This is a genomic window from Streptomyces sp. NPDC057307, assembly GCF_042667665.1.
Classification (GTDB): domain Bacteria; phylum Actinomycetota; class Actinomycetes; order Streptomycetales; family Streptomycetaceae; genus Streptomyces.
Genome location: NZ_JBHUZM010000169.1, coordinates 1 through 14,250, shown reverse-complemented (window position 1 = coordinate 14,250; position 14,250 = coordinate 1). Strand labels below are relative to the sequence as shown.

Below are 14,250 nucleotides of genomic sequence, written 5' to 3'. Positions count from 1 at the left end.
TTCGCGGCCCGGCCGACGATCTAGCACAAGCGCGGCCCGAGCCAACGGCCCCCGCGCCGGAGGCGGCTACGCGGGCTTCTCCTCCAGGCGCGGGAACAGCACCGCGCCCTTCGTCACCGTCGTGCCTGCGGGCAGCAGGCCCCACGTGCCCGCGTCCTGGACCCGCTGGTCCGCCAGCGCGCCCAGCGCGGCGTCCGCGCCCAGTGAGTCCCACAGCTTCTGCGACGTCTCCGGCATCACCGGGTTCAGCAGCACCGCCACCCCGCGCAGCGCCTCCGAGGCCGTGTACAGGATCGTCGCCAGCGCCGCCTGACCGTCCGGGGACGTGTCCTTCGCGACCTTCCACGGCTCCTGCTCCGTGATGTAGCCGTTGACCTGCTTCACGAAGTCGAAGATCGCCAGGATCCCGCCCTGGAAGTCCAGCTCCTCGCCGATCTTTCGGTCGGCCTCCGCGACCGCCTTCGCCAGCCCGTCCCGTACCGCCTGCTCGGCGACCCCGCCGGCCGTCGTCTCCGGCAGCGTGCCGCCGTAGTACTTGCCGACCATCGCCGCGACGCGCGACGCGAGGTTGCCGAAGTCGTTGGCCAGCTCGGAGGTGTACCGGGCGGAGAAGTCCTCCCAGGAGAACGAGCCGTCCTGGCCGAACGCGATGGCCCGCAGGAAGTACCAGCGGTACGCGTCCACACCGAAGTGCGAGGTCAGGTCCTGCGGCTTGATGCCGGTCAGGTTCGACTTGGACATCTTCTCGCCGCCGACCATCAGCCACCCGTTCGCGGCGATCCTGCCCGGCAGCGGCAGGCCCTGCGCCATCAGCATCGCGGGCCAGATGATCGCGTGGAAGCGCAGGATGTCCTTGCCGACGAGATGCACGTCGGCGGGGAACGTCTCCTCGAACTTCTTCGGGTTCTCGTTGTAGCCGACGGCCGTCGCGTAGTTCAGGAGCGCGTCGATCCACACGTAGATCACGTGCTTCTCGTCCCACGGCACCGGCACGCCCCAGTCGAACGTCGACCGCGAGATCGACAGATCCTGCAGCCCCTGCTTGACGAAGTTCACGACCTCGTTGCGCGCGGACTCCGGCTGGATGAAGCCCGGGTTGGCCTCGTAGTGCTCAAGGAGCTTGGGGCCGTACTCGCTCAGCTTGAAGAAGTAGTTCTCCTCCTTGAGGATCTCCACCGGCGTCTTGTGGATCGCGCAGAGCTTCTGCCCCGCGAACTCACCCTCGCCGTCGAGCAGTTCGCCCGGGAGCTTGTACTCCTCGCAGCCCACGCAGTACGGGCCCTCGTAGCCGCCCTTGTAGATCTCGTCCTTGTCGAACAGGTCCTGTACGAACTCCTGGACACGGTCCGTGTGACGCTTCTCCGTCGTCCGGATGAAGTCGTCGTTCTCGATGTTGAGGTGTTCCCAGAGAGGCCGCCACGCCTCGTCGACGAGCTTGTCCGCCCACTCCTGCGGGCTGACACCGTTCGCCTCGGCCGTGCGCATGATCTTCTGGCCGTGCTCGTCGGTGCCCGTGAGATACCACACCTTCTCGCCGCGCTGGCGGTGCCAGCGGGTGAGCACGTCGCCTGCGACGGTCGTGTAGGCGTGGCCCAGGTGGGGAGCGTCGTTGACGTAGTAGATGGGGGTGGTGACGTAGTACGCCCGCCCACCCTGCTCTTCGGATCCAGTGGCGGCCATGGTCGAAATCCTAACGGCCCGCCGCAGCTCCCTTCACCTCGGTTAATCCTGAGAGCGTGGTTGTAAACCTGAGAGTGTGCTTAAAGAGTGTGGATCCGGCACAACCTCTACCCCCGGCTCACGCATCTTAAGAAGGAGAGACGACACGGAGCGGGTACGCAGGGCGGGAAGGGTCATCATGCGGGTGCTGGTCGCCGAGGACGAGGAGATCCTGGCGGAGCTGATCGCCACCGGGCTGCGCCGGGCCGGTTTCGCCGTCGACACCGTCTACAGCGGGGATGCCGCGCTCGCCTATCTCGGGCTGCACGACTACGACGTCGTCGTCCTCGACCGTGACCTCCCCCGTGTCCACGGCGACGACGTCGCCCGCAAGCTCGTCGCCGACGAGTCCCGGACCCGGATCCTGATGCTCACGGCGTCGTCTTCCATGGAGGAGCGCGTCAAAGGGCTCGACCTGGGCGCGGACGACTATCTGGGCAAGCCCTTCGAGTTCCCCGAACTGGTCTCGCGGGTACGGGCGTTGCGCCGGCGCAGTGCCCGGGCGTTACCGCCGACGCTGGAGCGGCGCGGCGTGCGGCTCGACACGGTGGGCCGTACGGCGGTCCGTGACGGTCTGGCCCTCGACCTCTCCGTCAAGGAACTGACCGTGCTCCAGATCCTGCTGGAGGCGGACGGCAAGGCGGTGACCGCGCAGCAGCTGCTGGAGCGGGCGTGGGACGCGCAGACGGACCCGTTCTCCGGTGTCGTACGCGTCTGCGTGGGGCAGTTGGAGGTGAAGCTCGGCGACCCGGCCCTGATCCGGACGGTGGACGTGGACGGAGGGGGTTACGTGCTTTGACCGGTGCCATCAGAAAGCGGATCGCCCTCGTCTACGGCGCGGTCTTCCTCGTCCTCGGCGGCTGTCTGCTGACCGTCGTGAACCTGCTGTCCAGCGCGGGTACGGAGTCGGAGGCCGCCGAGATCGCGGCCCGCGTCGTACCGGCGCAGCCGCCCGCGTCCGGGAACGGCTACTTCCTTACGGAGGAGGGCCACCTCGCGCCCGTCACCGTCACCCAGCTCACCGACAACGTCAGCGACGCCGCCTCGGACGAGCTGCTGTTCTGGTCGGTGGGCGCGCTGGTGGTGACGGCGCTGTGCGCGGTGGGCGTCGGCTGGTGGACGGCGGGGCGGGTGCTGCGGCCCGTGCACGCCATGACGGCGAAGGCGCGGCTGCTCTCCGAGCGCAACCTCCACGAGCGGATCAGCGCCACCGGCCCCGACGACGAGCTGAAGGAACTGGGCGACACGCTCGACGCGCTGCTGGGCCGGCTCCAGAAGGCTTTCGACAGCCAGAGCCGTTTCATCGCGAACGCCTCGCACGAGCTGCGTACGCCGCTGGCCACGCAGCGTACGGCGATCCAGGTGGGCCTCGCGGGCGCGGGCTCGCCGGAGGACCTGGCCCGTACGAAGGAGATGCTGCTCGACAACAACCGCCGCAGCGAACGGCTCATCGAGGGGCTGCTGCTCCTGGCACGCAGCGAGCGGGAGGTCGAGGACCAGGAGGAGATCCGGTGGGACGAGCTGGTGACGGAGGAGGCGGCGCGGCACGGTCTGACGGTGACGGTGGCGGAGCCCGGCGGTGTACGGGGCAACCGGGCGCTGCTGGACCGGCTGGTCGGCAATCTGCTGGCCAACGCGCAGGCGTACGGGAAGGGCGAGGTGACCGTCTCGGTGTCGGGGACGGCCCTGACCGTACGGAACAATGGCCCGCACATCGCCCCGGAGGAGATCGCGGACTTCTTCGAACCGTTCCGGCGCGGTGAGGGCCGCGACCGGATGGGCCCGGGCGCGGGCCTCGGCCTCTCGATTGTCCGCTCGATCGTGACGGCACACGGCGGCACGGTGACGGCGGAGCCGGGCGGGGAGGGCGGGGGCTTGGCGGTGCGGGTGAGGCTGCCGGGGTCGGTGGGGGTGGTGGGGAGTTGAGGGGGGCGGTGCCGACGCCGGGGGATCTCAGAAGCGGTAGACCTTCTCGCCGTCGGGGACTTGGTAGCAGCCGGAGACCACCGTCAGGCTGAGCTTCGGCGGGTCACGCTTCATCATCTGGACGATCTTGACGCTGTACTTCTTCTCGTCGTTGTCGGCCGTGAGGTTGAGGTTCTTGTTCTGGCTCGTGTCCGGCCCGAAGTCGACGACTTTCCAGCCGTGCTTGGGCAGTTCCGTCTTGAGCCGTTCCATCACACCGTCGAGTTGGTCGGCCGATGCCGGAGTGAAGCTCCACGGGTGAAAGATCGTGAAGTACTTCTCCGGATCCTTGTCGCCGCACTCGGAGACGCCCGGTCCGGTCTCGGACGCCTTGCCCTTGATGCCGATCAGGTCGTACAGCTCGCTGGAGACCTGCTCCGCCTTGTCGGCGGCGTCCTCCGTGTTGCTGGTGCCCGCGCTCGGGATGTCGTCGGAGCTGCCGGAGCCGTCGGAGCCTTTGCTGTCAGTCATGCCGCATCCAGTGAGGGTCGTGAGGGTGAGGGACAGGAGGAGCGCGGACGCGCCCAGCTTGATCTTCAAGTTGACGAGCCTCTGTCGGTCGGGCAGTTCATGGATCGGTCAACAGACTGGCACGTGGCGCGGTGCGTGGTCATCTCTACCTGACCCCCCTGTAGCGGTCCGGTGGCGGCTTCAAGTCCGCGTCGGCACCGTTGCCCGCCACGACCTGGCCCTGGTTGTAGAGGCTCTGGGTGCCCTCTTTCCAGTAGTCGCTGTGGCCTTCGGTGTCCGTCTGCAACTGGTTGGCGCCGAAGCGTTCGTCGCTCGGGGTCGTAAAGGCGCCGTTCCAGTCGGTTCCGCCGTGCCCGAAGCGTCCGACGTCCGGGACGACGTCCCCCTTCGCCTCCTGATTCCAGACGTGCCCCTTCGAGACGTCCATCTGATCGGCGTTGCTCACCTGCACCCCGGGGCTGCCCGCGAAGATCACGTCGTCCACGTTCAGATCACCCTGGCGGGCCGCGGATCCGATGAGGGTCGTGCCGTACGAGTGGCCGATCGCCGTTCGGTGCGGGTCCGATTCGGCGACGCGTGACGCGTCGAGGCCGTCGAGGAAGCGGTTGTAGGCCGGGGCGCCGTCGTCGGCGTAGTGGCTGAACGGTGAGTCCTTGACGATGTCCTGCGGGGCGTCGTAGCCGAGCCAGGTGATGGTGGAGACCGAGCCGCCGTCGGCCGACTCGTTGGCCGAACGCCACACGTTCTCCATCCGGCCGATGTCACCGCCGATACCGCCCAGATTCGACGTCGTGCCGGGCACATAGACCGCCTGGTGGTCGGCGGTGTCCGGATTGCCGTTGGCCACGATCGCCCGGCCGTTGCCCTCCGGGCTGAATCCGAGCAGGTATGCCTCGGGCAGCCCTCTCTCACCGGTCCGGTCGAAGCGGTCCTGGATGCTCCCCATCCCCTTGAGGGACTTGTTGAGCTGCTCGTACCGGTCGCCGTACTTGTTGTGCCACGACATCCACTCGTCGGTGTGCACCTTGGACGGGTACATACCTGCGGTGATCCACGTCCACTCGTTGGTGGGGGGCTTCGGGATGGAGTCCAGCTCCATCTGGAGCTGGCCCCGCTTCTCCTCCAGGACGACGCGGTTCGCCTCGTCGCGGACCGTGGCGGGCAGCCCGTCGAGCGCCCCCACCGTGTCGGGCCGCAGCGCGAGCCAAGCCGCCTGTTCCTCCGGGCTGAGCTTCTTCCACCACTCCGCGTTGGCGGCGGGGGTGCCGTCCTTCGGGGCCTGCGGGAGGGAGTCGAGATAGCTCTTGCCGGCCTCGCGGACCCCGCCCATGTCCGACTGCGCGTCGGACCAGTCCTGCTTGGAGACGGTCAGGTCGTCGTCGGCCTTCAGCGCGCGCAGTTTCGGCGCCCACTTGGCGTCCGCGTCGGTGGCTTCCTTCAGGGCGTCGGCGATCCGGTTCGCGTACGCCATCGCCCTGCCGTAGTACGGGTTCGGGTGGATGCCGGCCGCCTGCCGCTCCAGGGCGTCGGACGTGGGGCTGCCGCCGGCGCTTCCGGACACGGTGCCGCCCGGCTCGTTCTTCTCCTCGCCGGGCTTCTTTCCGGCGGGATAGCTGACCGAACCGTCCTGCCCCACCGTGCAGTTGTCGGCGCGGGCGTCCTCCATGGCGGCGTCGAGCTTGCGCTTGGCCGCCGCCATGTCGAAGGCGAAGCCGGTGAGCGCGGTGCTCACCAGGCCGCACTCGGTCTGTGCGTAGTGGAAGTTCTTCGACAGGTTCCGCAGCTCCCGCAGGGCGGCCGTCGCGGCCTCGCCCTTCAGCCGGTTGGTCACGCCCGCGGTGATCCGGTTGTTGATCGTGTCCTTTGCCGTACTGGCCATGTCACCGGTCGTCCGGTAGCCGTCGGCGGCTTCCTCGTACTCGGACGGCTTGAAGGACTTCAGCGTCGCAAGGTCCATGACGGTGGGTCACTTCCCCTTCGGGGCCTGGCCGCCGACGGCCTCGGTGTCCGCGTACTTCACCTTGAGCTGGTCCAGGTCCGCGAGGACGGACTGGTCGGACTTCTCCAGATCGTGGCCCGACTTCTCCAGCAGCCCGCCGAGTTCACCGCAGCGGCTGCTCACGTCGCCGACGTACTTCTTCCAGGAGTCGTACAACTCCTTCTGCGCTGCGGCACTTTGACACCCCGTGGTGTCACCGAGCCCGGCCTGCCCGTTCTCCAGGGTGGTCAACGCCTTGCCGATGTCGGCCCTGAGCCCGGTGACGCCCTCGCCGGCCGTGACCCAGGCCTTCTTGTCCGACTTCAGGCTCTCCGAGGGCCCGCTGCCCCCGGGATCGGGCGCGGTCTGGTTGAGCTGCATCTGCGTGCCACCACGGGCCTCCGCGTCGGCTTTGAGCCCTTCCCACTCGTCCCAGCCCATCCGTCGAACCTCCCCGTCGCCGTGCTGCCCCGTGTCCGTTCCTGGCAGGGTCCGACATGATCCCTGGCGCCGGGGACCGAAATCAAACGTTCGGGGTCAACGAGGTGGGGAGCAGGGTGAATTGGGAGGCCGTCTGCCGCCGCCTGTGCGCTGGGTGCTGGGGGCAGGGCCTATGCCCGATGCGGGTGAAACTGATCGAGGACGGCGCGTATCTCGCTAGGCTGACGGGCGCGGGGATGGCCCCGGTCTCGGCAAGGGCTGTTGCGTCAATGCCACTTGCTCCCCGCATGCGCGGGGATGGCCCCCACATCGGAGCCGTGCCGCTGACGTTCGCCTCTTGCCTCCCCGTACGGGGGATGGCCCCGCCGCTCACGATGAGCAATGGCCCGATTCGGCTTCTCGGACCGCACCTGCGCGGGACGGTCTCGGCCAAGGCCGCGGTCCAGTGGCTGGGCACTGGCCTGGCAGGATGCGGTGTTCGGCCCCGGCAAGCGTCTCCACCGCTCGTGATGCCCGGTGGTTACAGTCGGACCAGGACCGGCGGGGCGGCTGATCAGCCCCGGCATCCAGACGTCCATCGGCTCGCACAGCCATGTGCGACCGGCACAACTGATGCAGCGGTAAGGGCAATTGGGAGGTATGGGTATTTTAGTTGATTCAGCGAAACTATCCGCGAATGGTGCTTCCCGCCGATGAAGCCCCAGGTCACGGAGTCTGCTCCCCGCATGAGCGGGGATGGTCCCGGGAAGCGGGTGCCGTACTTCGTGCCCTGGTCCTGCTCCCCGCACCTGCGGGGATGGTCCCCGGCCGTCGGCGTCGGTGAGAGCGACCGCGCTCTGCTCCCCGCACCTGCGGGGATGGTCCCCACCTCCAGCTGAGGGACTGCGCAACGGTTCCCTGCTCCCCGCATGCGCGGGGATGGTCCCACGTACGGTCGAGGTAGCGCTCGAAGCGCCGACTGCTCCCCGCATGCGCGGGGATGGTCCCGCGCCGGCCCCGAGCTGGATCGTCTCCACGTCCTGCTCCCCGCATGCGCGGGGATGGTCCCGCGGCCCAGAGGTCGCCTCGGCCACGGCGGCATGCCAAGCTCTGCTCCCCGCATGCGCGGGGATGGTCCCCACACCCCGACCCAACAGGAGAAACCCGTGCGCTGCTCCCTGCACGCGCGGGGATGGTCCCTCCTGCGACCCGTGCCGCAACAACGACGGCCACTGCTCCCCGCACGCGTGGGGATGGCCCCGCGGCGAAGCCCTTGGTGGCGACCGGCATCGTCTGCTCCCCGCACGCGCGGGGATGGTCCCCGGTCGACTGCCATGAGCCGACCGGGGTTTGGCTGCTCCCCGCATGTGCGGGGATGGCCCCTGCACAGTCGCGCCGCCGAATCTGCGGTCCCGCTGCTCCCCGCACGCGCAGGGACCGCCCCCGTCGGACATCGCACTTGGTGTCCGACGGGCGAAATTGGCTGGTCGGGCCGCGCGTGGGCCTGCTAGACAGTTTGTATGGACGAGGTCAGGATCCGTGCCGCCGGGCTCGGCGAAGTCGCCGCTCTGCTGGACTTCTGGGGGCGGGCCGCCGAGGGGGTCAGCATTAGCGATGATGTGGACGGGGTCACCCGGCTCATCGTCCGTGACCCGGACGCCCTGCTCGTCGCCGAAGGGGGCGACGGGGCCATCGTCGGCACAGTCATCGCCGGTTACGACGGCTGGCGCTGTCACCTCTACCGGCTCGCCGTCGACCCGGACCACCGGCGCCAGGGCATCGCCGCCGCGTTGCTCGACGCCGCGCACGAGCGTTTCGTCGCGCTCGGTGGACGCCGGGCGGACGCGATGGTCCTGGACCGGAACGAACTCGCCCAGCACGCCTGGGCCGGCGCCGGTTACGACGCGCAGGAGCAGTGGAGCCGCTGGGTCAGGCCGCTCGGAGAGCCGCCCGCAGGCGCTTGACCAGGTCGGCGATCTCCTCGGGACCCGGCGCGAGGACCCCGTTCTCGGTCATGAGCGCGTGATACTGCTGCTGTCCCGGCGGTACCTCCGGCGGCAACGCCGCGATGTGCCAGTGCAGATGGGAGTTGGCCTGCCGGCTGCCGAGTGAGAGCAGGTACGTACGCTCCGGCCGCAGCACGCTCTCCACAGCCAGCGCCACCCGCCGTACGACCAGCATCAGCCGGGTGTACGCCGTCTCGTCCAGCTCGCGCACCACATGCTCCACATGCGCCTTCGGCGCGACCAGCACCCGGCCGGGAAGCGTGGGCCAGCGGTCGAGGAACGCGATGTGGGCCTCGTCCTCGTAGACCGTCTCGTGGCGGTAGTCCGGGTCCCCACGGAGAAACGCGCAGACGAAGCAGGGCCCGTTGCGGGCCCGGTCCTCGTACGCGGCGATGTCCATGTCCTTCTTCATGCGGCCTCACTTCGGCGGCAGTCGGGCGCTGATCGAGCTGTCGAGTTCGTCCATGGTCCGCCGGAAGGCGTGGTCGAGGTCGACGCCGTACCGATGGGCGAGGATCAGGACCGACCACAGGCAGTCCGCCAGTTCGTGCTCCAACGCCTCGCGCCCGCCGCCGGGCACGTCGCGGGCGCCCCATGAGCGTTCATGACCTTCATCCGCTCCGAGAGACTGGAGACTGCGACTATGCCTTCTTCTTCCTCCTCCGCCTCCGCCTCCGCGCGATTCGTCTTCATCGACCCCGACGGCACCGGCGGTGACTGGGCGCACGTGGTGGTCGAGGCGCCGACCGGCGTTTTCTACCAGCAGGAGTACGGCGGCACTTCGCGCCGGCAGGGCCAGGCGGAGGGCTACTTGGTCCCCGTGTCCGGGGCCTCGGCCGGGATCGACGCGCTCGCGCAGGTCTTCGCGGCGTTCCGGGGCGGCGGGGCCGAAGGCCACGCCTGGGCGACAGCGGAGTTGGACGCGCTGCGGGCAGCCGTGGGGGCCGTCCGGTTCTGGGCCTGCGACGGCGCGGCGGAGACGCCGCATCCGCTGCGGCTCGACGAGCCCCGCCTGACCGAGGCGGACGACGGGTGGCTTCCCGTGCGTACGCCCGACGGCCCCGGACTCCTGATGTGGTCCCCCAGACGCGTCAAACCAGCGTGAGGGCCGCAGTCGCCCCCGCGTAGGCGACGAAGTCGGCCCAAGCGGTGGGGGTGAGGAGGAGGACGGGACCGGTGGGGGTTTTGCTGTCGCGGACGGGGATGACGTCGGGGTGGCCGTCGGCGACTTCGACGCAGTTGCCGCCGTCGCCGTTGCTGTAGCTGGACTTACGCCACTGTGCGGTGCTCAGGTCGGGGCTAGGCATGGGCCTGGGTGCCGGCGAAAGCGACGAAGTCGCTCCAGGCGGTGGGGGTGAGGAGGAGGACGGGGCCGGTGGGGGTTTTGCTGTCGCGGACCGGGATGACGCCGGGGTGGCCGTCGGCGACCTCGACGCACTGGCCGCCGTCGCCGTTGCTGTAGCTGGACTTACGCCACTGTGCGGTGCTCAGGTCTGGTCGGGGACGCATGAATCTTTCTCCTCCAGCAGTCGCTCGATGAACGCCACGGACTTCCGGGGCGACAGGGCCAAGTCCCTCAGTAGATCGTAGGACAGGCGCAGTTTCTCGACGTCTGACGGATCCTCGATCAACTCTCCTGAGTGGGCGTCTTCCGTGTAAGCGACGGCCCTGCCGTCCGGGAGCCAGAGGACGGTGACCGACGTGCCCAACAAGCCGTGTGGCCCCGCATCGAAAGGCAACACCTGAAGCGTGACGTTTGGCAACTGGCCAGCCTCCAGAATGTGTTCCAGCTGCCGCGTCCACTCCTGGGGTTCACGCGTTTTGCGCCGTAGTACGGACTCGTCCAGGACCGCGCGGAAGTGCGGTGCGTTCTCGCGCCGTAGGAGTTCTTGTCGTCCCAACCGCGCCGCGATCTCTTCGGACAGGTCGTGCTCGTCGCGCGGACGGGTCGCCTCGAACACCTCGCGGGCGTAACCCTCCGTCTGGAGCAGACCGTGAATGGCGCCCACGGAGTACGCGTACTGAACCGTCGCCTTCGCCTCCAACTGCATAAACCGCTTGTACTTGTCCGCGAACGCGTCCTGCCGTGCCAACTGCCACAGCATCGTCAGGTGCTCACCCGTCCCGTACACCGCGCTCAGCGCCGCGATGACCTCCGGGGACCCCACCCGCGCACCCGTTTCGAGCTTGTGCAGATACGCACGGTCATAAGTCGTCTCCTCGCCCAGCGTGGCCAACGACTTGCCCGACTCCTCGCGCAGCCGCGCCAGTTCCTTGGCCAGCAGCTGCCGTGCCGATGGCCTCTGACCTGCGTTCGACTTCCGTTCCCCCATGGCAACTCCCCTGTGTCCGACGGCAACCCGGCTACGCCCAAGCCCTTTTGGACACGGCCGTATCTGCCGATTCTTGATGCACGGAACGTAATTGCGCAATGACGGAAGGTGCGTCCAACTCATGTTCGAAACAGACGCTCGAACCGCGTCCCGCGTCGCCGCCGATGTGGCCGAACTCGACGCCGTCGTGCACGGCGGCGGCTTCTGGCGGCTCGTGCCCGAGTCCGTCCCCCGTGTGTACGCACCTGTGACACCCGAGCTGCTTCGGCGCGTTGAGCAAGGACTGAAGCGGGTCGCGGGGTGAGCGGCAGCGAGGCGCGACGGTTTCTGTCCCGGTTGATGAGTGCGTTCGGTACGGATGGGGTGCTGGTGGTGCGGAAGCTGGACGGTTACGGCGACGGCGACACGGAACAGGTTCTCGGCCCGGGTGCGGCGCTCGCGTGGCCCAAGTGCGAGTGCGGCAGCCCGAAGTGCCCGGACTACGTGCCGCCCGCACCGCCTCCGACGGACCTGAGCGTGCGACTGGCGGAGCGCAACCAGCACAGCCGGCGGGGGCGGCCGTAGGCGCGTCGCGACGCGCCGACTGCCCCGGTGACAAGGCGCAGTCGGTGTGCGAAGGTCGAAATCCTTCTCGTATCGGGGGTTTTGGATGGCGATCACCTTTGGATTACCGGTGGTGCTCTTTTGGCTGATATTGGGGCTGCTGCCCGTCCGGAATCCCTCCGCGCGGCGGCTGTGGATCGGCATCTACATGGGCATTTCGATGCTTGTACTGCTGATCGCGTACCTCTACAGCGCGGACAACCAGACGAGCGTCTGGGACGAGTCGGGCGCCGACGATCAGTACTTCATGCTTCTGTACGCGGCCGTGTTGGTGGGACCGGGGATGCTGGCGGCGCTGGTCCGTCTCCTGGTGTCCCAGCCCGACCCGCCCGCGCCGCCGCCGGTCGCGCAGTACCCGCCGCCGTACGCACCTCCGTACGTGTCGCAGTATCCGCCGCCGCCACCGCACCCGCTGCGGAACTATCCGCGGCTGCAATACCGTGGCCCGCAGGACGGCCCGACTCCGCCGTCAACACCGCCGCCACCACCGCCATCCACGCCGCCGCCACCGCCGCCGACCTCACCTCCCACGATCTGAGGAGCGGGCGCGGCGCCGGCGGAGGGCCAAAGGACCAGAGGACCAGAGGACGTACATGAGCAACGACGTCACCGGCTTCAAGGACATCTCCCCGACCACGCTCGCCGACTTCCTCGGCCGCGAGCAGGTCATGGACATCGGTATCCGCCCGCTCTGGCCCTCGATGCCGCGCATCGCCGGTCCGGCCTTCACGGTGCGGTGTCCGGCCGGTGACAATCTCATGCTGCACGCGGCGATCTACCGCGCCGAGCCGGGCTCGGTGATCGTCGTACAGGCGGGCGACGTCGACTACGCGCTGGCCGGCGGGAACGTGTGCGCCGTCGCGCAACGGCGCGGCATCGCGGGGTTCGTGCTCGACGGGGTGATCCGCGATCTGGCCGAGGTGCGCGAGTCGGGCTTTCCGGTCTTCGCGCGGGGCGTCATCCCCATCCCGGGCACCAAGGCGGCGGTCGAGCCGCTGAACCGCGAGGTGCGGTGCGGCGGGGTGGCGGTGAACGCCGGGGACATCGTGGTGGCCGACGAGGAGGGCATCGTGGTGACACCGCGCGCCCGCCGGGACGAGGTGCTTTCCGCGTCGCGGGCGAAGCTGGCCAAGGAAGCGGCCGAATCGCTGGACGAGTGGGAGGCGGCGCACCGCGCCCGTATCGACAAGATCCTCGCCGACGGCGACTTCGAGTCGAAGTAGCCGGCTGCGGGTGCTCGGTACCGACCTGTCGGCCGGTGGGGCTCCCGCCCCTTGTGGGGCCGGGTCGCAGAACCCTGTTCGGTGGCCTGCCTGACGGGTCCGCACGTGTCGTGAGAGGGAGGGTCCGACGATGATTGGACCAATCGTGAGCAATGGCGATGACAAGGACGGCGGCGACGGCCACCCCGGCCAGCCCTGGACGCCGCCCCCGCCGCCGCCCCCGGACGGTGAGATGCCGCCCGGCGACGGAGGCCACCGCAAGTGACGCTCGCCTCCGAGCAGGGAGGCCGCGCCGGTGAGGAGTTGGTGCGGTCTCTCCTTGGAACCGGAGCCCTGACGCCCGAATGGGCCGACACGTTCAGGGCCGTACCGCGCGCGTGGTTTCTTCCCGGCCTCGTCTGGGCGCACGACATGGCCACCGGTCGCAGCGTCCCCGTGTCCCGTGCCGATGACCCCGACGCGTGGGAGCGGGCCGCGTACGCGAACGTGCCACTGGTGACCCAGTGGGACGACGGACGGCACACCGGCACCGAGCCGGGCGCCGTGCCGACCAGTTCCGCGAGTATGCCGTCGGTCGTGGCCGCCATGCTCCGGGACCTGGAGGTGAGCGACGGCATGCGTGTGCTCGAGATCGGTACCGGTACCGGCTGGAACGCCGCGCTTCTCGCCCGCCGGCTGGGTGGCTCCGACGTGGTCAGCGTCGAGATCGACCCGGTGGTCGTCGCGCAGGCCCGCGCGGCGCTGACGTCGGTGCGGCCGAGCCCCCGGGTGATCCACGGCGACGGCCGGGACGGGTGGGCGGACGCGGCACCGTACGACCGTGTGATCGCCACGGCAGGCGTACGCGTCCTCCCGCCCCGCTGGCTGGAGCAGACGCGGCCCGGCGGGATCATCCTTGCCCCGTGGGGCACCCACTACAGCGACCAGGACGCCCTCGTGAGGCTGACCGTGGGGGACGACGGGCGTGCGGTCGGGCCGTTCCTGCGCATGGTCGAGTTCATGAAGCTGCGGGACCAGCGGCTGGACTGGGACCGATTCCGGACGTACGTGCCGGAGCACCCCGACTTCCCCGGCGACGCGGACGCGTCCCGAACACCGCTCGCGCTGGCCGACTTGGGACGACGGTACGACTCCGTACGGTTCGTGATCGGGCTTCGTGTGCCTGATTGCGCCCACGTGGTCAACCAGACCGGCGAGGAGGCCGGCAAGGCGTGGTTCTTCGACCTGGGGAGTCGGTCGTGGGCCGCCGTCGCGTTCCGCGAACGGGGCAGTGACGCCGCCACGGTCCACCAGTCCGGGCCACGTCGCCTGTGGGACGAGGTGGAGGCCGCCGTGACGTGGTGGATCGACCGAGGCAGACCCGGCGTTGACCGGTTCGGGCTCACGGTCGGCCCGGACGGGAGCGCGCGCCCGTGGTACGAGGAGCCGTCGGACACCCCCTAGTGTTCTGAGTCTTAAGTTTCCGTAGAGTTGTCTCATGACGCGTCCGGGACCGAAGCTTGCGCCGTTGGATCTGACCGATGTCGAGCGGT

General features: G+C 69.2%; 18 protein-coding genes. 9 read left to right on the top strand and 9 right to left on the bottom strand.

All coding sequences use genetic code 11. From position 1 onward, the window contains the following. Window positions 1-66 precede the first annotated feature (66 nt). Window positions 67-1,680, bottom strand: a complete 1,614-nt coding sequence (gene metG / locus ACFUN8_RS33405) for a methionine--tRNA ligase (protein ID WP_383646040.1) — start codon at window positions 1,678-1,680, stop codon at window positions 67-69. Between the two features lie 178 nt (window positions 1,681-1,858). Between metG and ACFUN8_RS33400 the strand changes: the two genes are divergently transcribed. Both ACFUN8_RS33400 and ACFUN8_RS33395 read left to right on the top strand, forming a co-directional pair. After that, the gene (locus ACFUN8_RS33400; protein WP_382569630.1) at window positions 1,859-2,518 is read left to right on the top strand and encodes a response regulator transcription factor; all 660 of its coding nucleotides are present in this window, start codon (window positions 1,859-1,861) and stop codon (window positions 2,516-2,518) included. Beyond that, window positions 2,515-3,645 carry a sensor histidine kinase gene (locus tag ACFUN8_RS33395; RefSeq protein WP_383646037.1) on the top strand — a complete coding sequence of 377 codons (1,131 nt, stop codon included), beginning with the start codon at window positions 2,515-2,517 and terminating at the stop codon, window positions 3,643-3,645. The genes ACFUN8_RS33400 and ACFUN8_RS33395 overlap by 4 nt, the downstream gene beginning before the upstream one ends. 27 nt (window positions 3,646-3,672) lie before the next feature. Here the strand turns inward: ACFUN8_RS33395 and ACFUN8_RS33390 are convergent, their stop codons facing one another. The 3 genes from ACFUN8_RS33390 to ACFUN8_RS33380 all read right to left on the bottom strand — a co-directional run bounded on the left by ACFUN8_RS33390 (window position 3,673) and on the right by ACFUN8_RS33380 (window position 6,574). Further along, entirely contained in the window at window positions 3,673-4,155 is a 483-nt protein-coding gene (locus ACFUN8_RS33390; protein WP_383646034.1) for a hypothetical protein, read from the bottom strand. Between the two features lie 145 nt (window positions 4,156-4,300). Continuing rightward, complete coding sequence (locus ACFUN8_RS33385) at window positions 4,301-6,112, bottom strand: alpha/beta hydrolase (protein WP_383646032.1); 1,812 nt, start codon at window positions 6,110-6,112, stop codon at window positions 4,301-4,303. A gap of 9 nt (window positions 6,113-6,121) precedes the next feature. Further along, window positions 6,122-6,574 carry a hypothetical protein gene (locus ACFUN8_RS33380; protein WP_383646029.1) on the bottom strand — a complete coding sequence of 151 codons (453 nt, stop codon included), beginning with the start codon at window positions 6,572-6,574 and terminating at the stop codon, window positions 6,122-6,124. Window positions 6,575-8,073: 1,499 nt separating this feature from the next. On the opposite strand from ACFUN8_RS33380, the gene ACFUN8_RS33375 reads away from it, so the two are divergent. Further along, entirely contained in the window at window positions 8,074-8,517 is a 444-nt protein-coding gene (locus ACFUN8_RS33375; RefSeq protein WP_383646026.1) for a GNAT family N-acetyltransferase, read from the top strand. Here ACFUN8_RS33375 and ACFUN8_RS33370 read toward each other — a convergent pair. Together ACFUN8_RS33370 and ACFUN8_RS33365 are read right to left on the bottom strand one after the other, a co-directional pair. Continuing rightward, window positions 8,483-8,971: an HIT family protein gene (locus tag ACFUN8_RS33370; RefSeq protein WP_383646023.1), complete on the bottom strand. Its 489-nt coding sequence runs from the start codon at window positions 8,969-8,971 to the stop codon at window positions 8,483-8,485. The genes ACFUN8_RS33375 and ACFUN8_RS33370 overlap by 35 nt on opposite strands. 6 nt (window positions 8,972-8,977) lie before the next feature. Beyond that, window positions 8,978-9,139, bottom strand: a complete 162-nt coding sequence (locus tag ACFUN8_RS33365) for a MazG nucleotide pyrophosphohydrolase domain-containing protein (RefSeq protein WP_383646020.1) — start codon at window positions 9,137-9,139, stop codon at window positions 8,978-8,980. Window positions 9,140-9,202: 63 nt separating this feature from the next. On the opposite strand from ACFUN8_RS33365, the gene ACFUN8_RS33360 reads away from it, so the two are divergent. After that, entirely contained in the window at window positions 9,203-9,664 is a 462-nt protein-coding gene (locus tag ACFUN8_RS33360) for a DUF6210 family protein (RefSeq protein WP_383646017.1), read from the top strand. Here the strand turns inward: ACFUN8_RS33360 and ACFUN8_RS33355 are convergent. Genes ACFUN8_RS33355 through ACFUN8_RS33345 form a run of 3 tightly spaced genes read right to left on the bottom strand, consistent with a single transcriptional unit; the run spans window position 9,651 to window position 10,892 of the window. Then, window positions 9,651-9,866, bottom strand: coding sequence for a DUF397 domain-containing protein (locus ACFUN8_RS33355; protein ID WP_383646014.1), 216 nt, complete (start codon window positions 9,864-9,866; stop codon window positions 9,651-9,653). The two genes, ACFUN8_RS33360 and ACFUN8_RS33355, sit on opposite strands and share 14 nt — an antisense overlap. After that, window positions 9,859-10,068: a DUF397 domain-containing protein gene (locus ACFUN8_RS33350; RefSeq protein ID WP_383646011.1), complete on the bottom strand. Its 210-nt coding sequence runs from the start codon at window positions 10,066-10,068 to the stop codon at window positions 9,859-9,861. The genes ACFUN8_RS33355 and ACFUN8_RS33350 overlap by 8 nt, the downstream gene beginning before the upstream one ends. After that, window positions 10,047-10,892: a helix-turn-helix domain-containing protein gene (locus tag ACFUN8_RS33345; protein WP_383646008.1), complete on the bottom strand. Its 846-nt coding sequence runs from the start codon at window positions 10,890-10,892 to the stop codon at window positions 10,047-10,049. Before ACFUN8_RS33345 ends, ACFUN8_RS33350 begins: the two co-directional genes overlap by 22 nt. A 121-nt stretch (window positions 10,893-11,013) precedes the next feature. Between ACFUN8_RS33345 and ACFUN8_RS33340 the strand changes: the two genes are divergently transcribed. The 5 genes from ACFUN8_RS33340 to ACFUN8_RS33320 all read left to right on the top strand — a co-directional run bounded on the left by ACFUN8_RS33340 (window position 11,014) and on the right by ACFUN8_RS33320 (window position 14,161). Continuing rightward, window positions 11,014-11,196, top strand: a complete 183-nt coding sequence (locus ACFUN8_RS33340) for a hypothetical protein (protein ID WP_383646005.1) — start codon at window positions 11,014-11,016, stop codon at window positions 11,194-11,196. A 35-nt stretch (window positions 11,197-11,231) separates the two neighbouring features. Beyond that, entirely contained in the window at window positions 11,232-11,456 is a 225-nt protein-coding gene (locus ACFUN8_RS33335; RefSeq protein ID WP_383646002.1) for a hypothetical protein, read from the top strand. A gap of 85 nt (window positions 11,457-11,541) precedes the next feature. Beyond that, window positions 11,542-12,033 (top strand): hypothetical protein, encoded by a 492-nt coding sequence (locus tag ACFUN8_RS33330; protein ID WP_383645999.1) that lies wholly within the window; start codon window positions 11,542-11,544, stop codon window positions 12,031-12,033. 55 nt (window positions 12,034-12,088) lie between these two features. After that, window positions 12,089-12,718, top strand: a complete 630-nt coding sequence (locus tag ACFUN8_RS33325; RefSeq protein ID WP_383645996.1) for an RraA family protein — start codon at window positions 12,089-12,091, stop codon at window positions 12,716-12,718. Between the two features lie 261 nt (window positions 12,719-12,979). Next, entirely contained in the window at window positions 12,980-14,161 is a 1,182-nt protein-coding gene (locus ACFUN8_RS33320) for a methyltransferase domain-containing protein (protein WP_383645993.1), read from the top strand. The last annotated feature ends 89 nt before the right edge of the window (window positions 14,162-14,250 follow it).

Bases quoted from the DNA above. Each gene is read 5' to 3' on its own strand.
- ACFUN8_RS33390 (WP_383646034.1), bottom strand. From the start codon at position 4,155: ATGACTGACAGCAAAGGCTCCGACGGCTCCGGCAGCTCCGACGACATC.
- ACFUN8_RS33355 (WP_383646014.1), bottom strand. From the start codon at position 9,866: ATGCCTAGCCCCGACCTGAGCACCGCACAGTGGCGTAAGTCCAGCTAC.
- ACFUN8_RS33345 (WP_383646008.1), bottom strand. From the start codon at position 10,892: ATGGGGGAACGGAAGTCGAACGCAGGTCAGAGGCCATCGGCACGGCAG.
- ACFUN8_RS33385 (WP_383646032.1), bottom strand. From the start codon at position 6,112: ATGGACCTTGCGACGCTGAAGTCCTTCAAGCCGTCCGAGTACGAGGAA.
- ACFUN8_RS33370 (WP_383646023.1), bottom strand. From the start codon at position 8,971: ATGAAGAAGGACATGGACATCGCCGCGTACGAGGACCGGGCCCGCAAC.
- ACFUN8_RS33375 (WP_383646026.1), top strand. From the start codon at position 8,074: ATGGACGAGGTCAGGATCCGTGCCGCCGGGCTCGGCGAAGTCGCCGCT.
- metG (WP_383646040.1), bottom strand. From the start codon at position 1,680: ATGGCCGCCACTGGATCCGAAGAGCAGGGTGGGCGGGCGTACTACGTC.
- ACFUN8_RS33380 (WP_383646029.1), bottom strand. From the start codon at position 6,574: ATGGGCTGGGACGAGTGGGAAGGGCTCAAAGCCGACGCGGAGGCCCGT.
- ACFUN8_RS33340 (WP_383646005.1), top strand. From the start codon at position 11,014: ATGTTCGAAACAGACGCTCGAACCGCGTCCCGCGTCGCCGCCGATGTG.
- ACFUN8_RS33330 (WP_383645999.1), top strand. From the start codon at position 11,542: ATGGCGATCACCTTTGGATTACCGGTGGTGCTCTTTTGGCTGATATTG.
- ACFUN8_RS33350 (WP_383646011.1), bottom strand. From the start codon at position 10,068: ATGCGTCCCCGACCAGACCTGAGCACCGCACAGTGGCGTAAGTCCAGC.
- ACFUN8_RS33335 (WP_383646002.1), top strand. From the start codon at position 11,232: ATGAGTGCGTTCGGTACGGATGGGGTGCTGGTGGTGCGGAAGCTGGAC.
- ACFUN8_RS33360 (WP_383646017.1), top strand. From the start codon at position 9,203: ATGCCTTCTTCTTCCTCCTCCGCCTCCGCCTCCGCGCGATTCGTCTTC.
- ACFUN8_RS33400 (WP_382569630.1), top strand. From the start codon at position 1,859: ATGCGGGTGCTGGTCGCCGAGGACGAGGAGATCCTGGCGGAGCTGATC.
- ACFUN8_RS33325 (WP_383645996.1), top strand. From the start codon at position 12,089: ATGAGCAACGACGTCACCGGCTTCAAGGACATCTCCCCGACCACGCTC.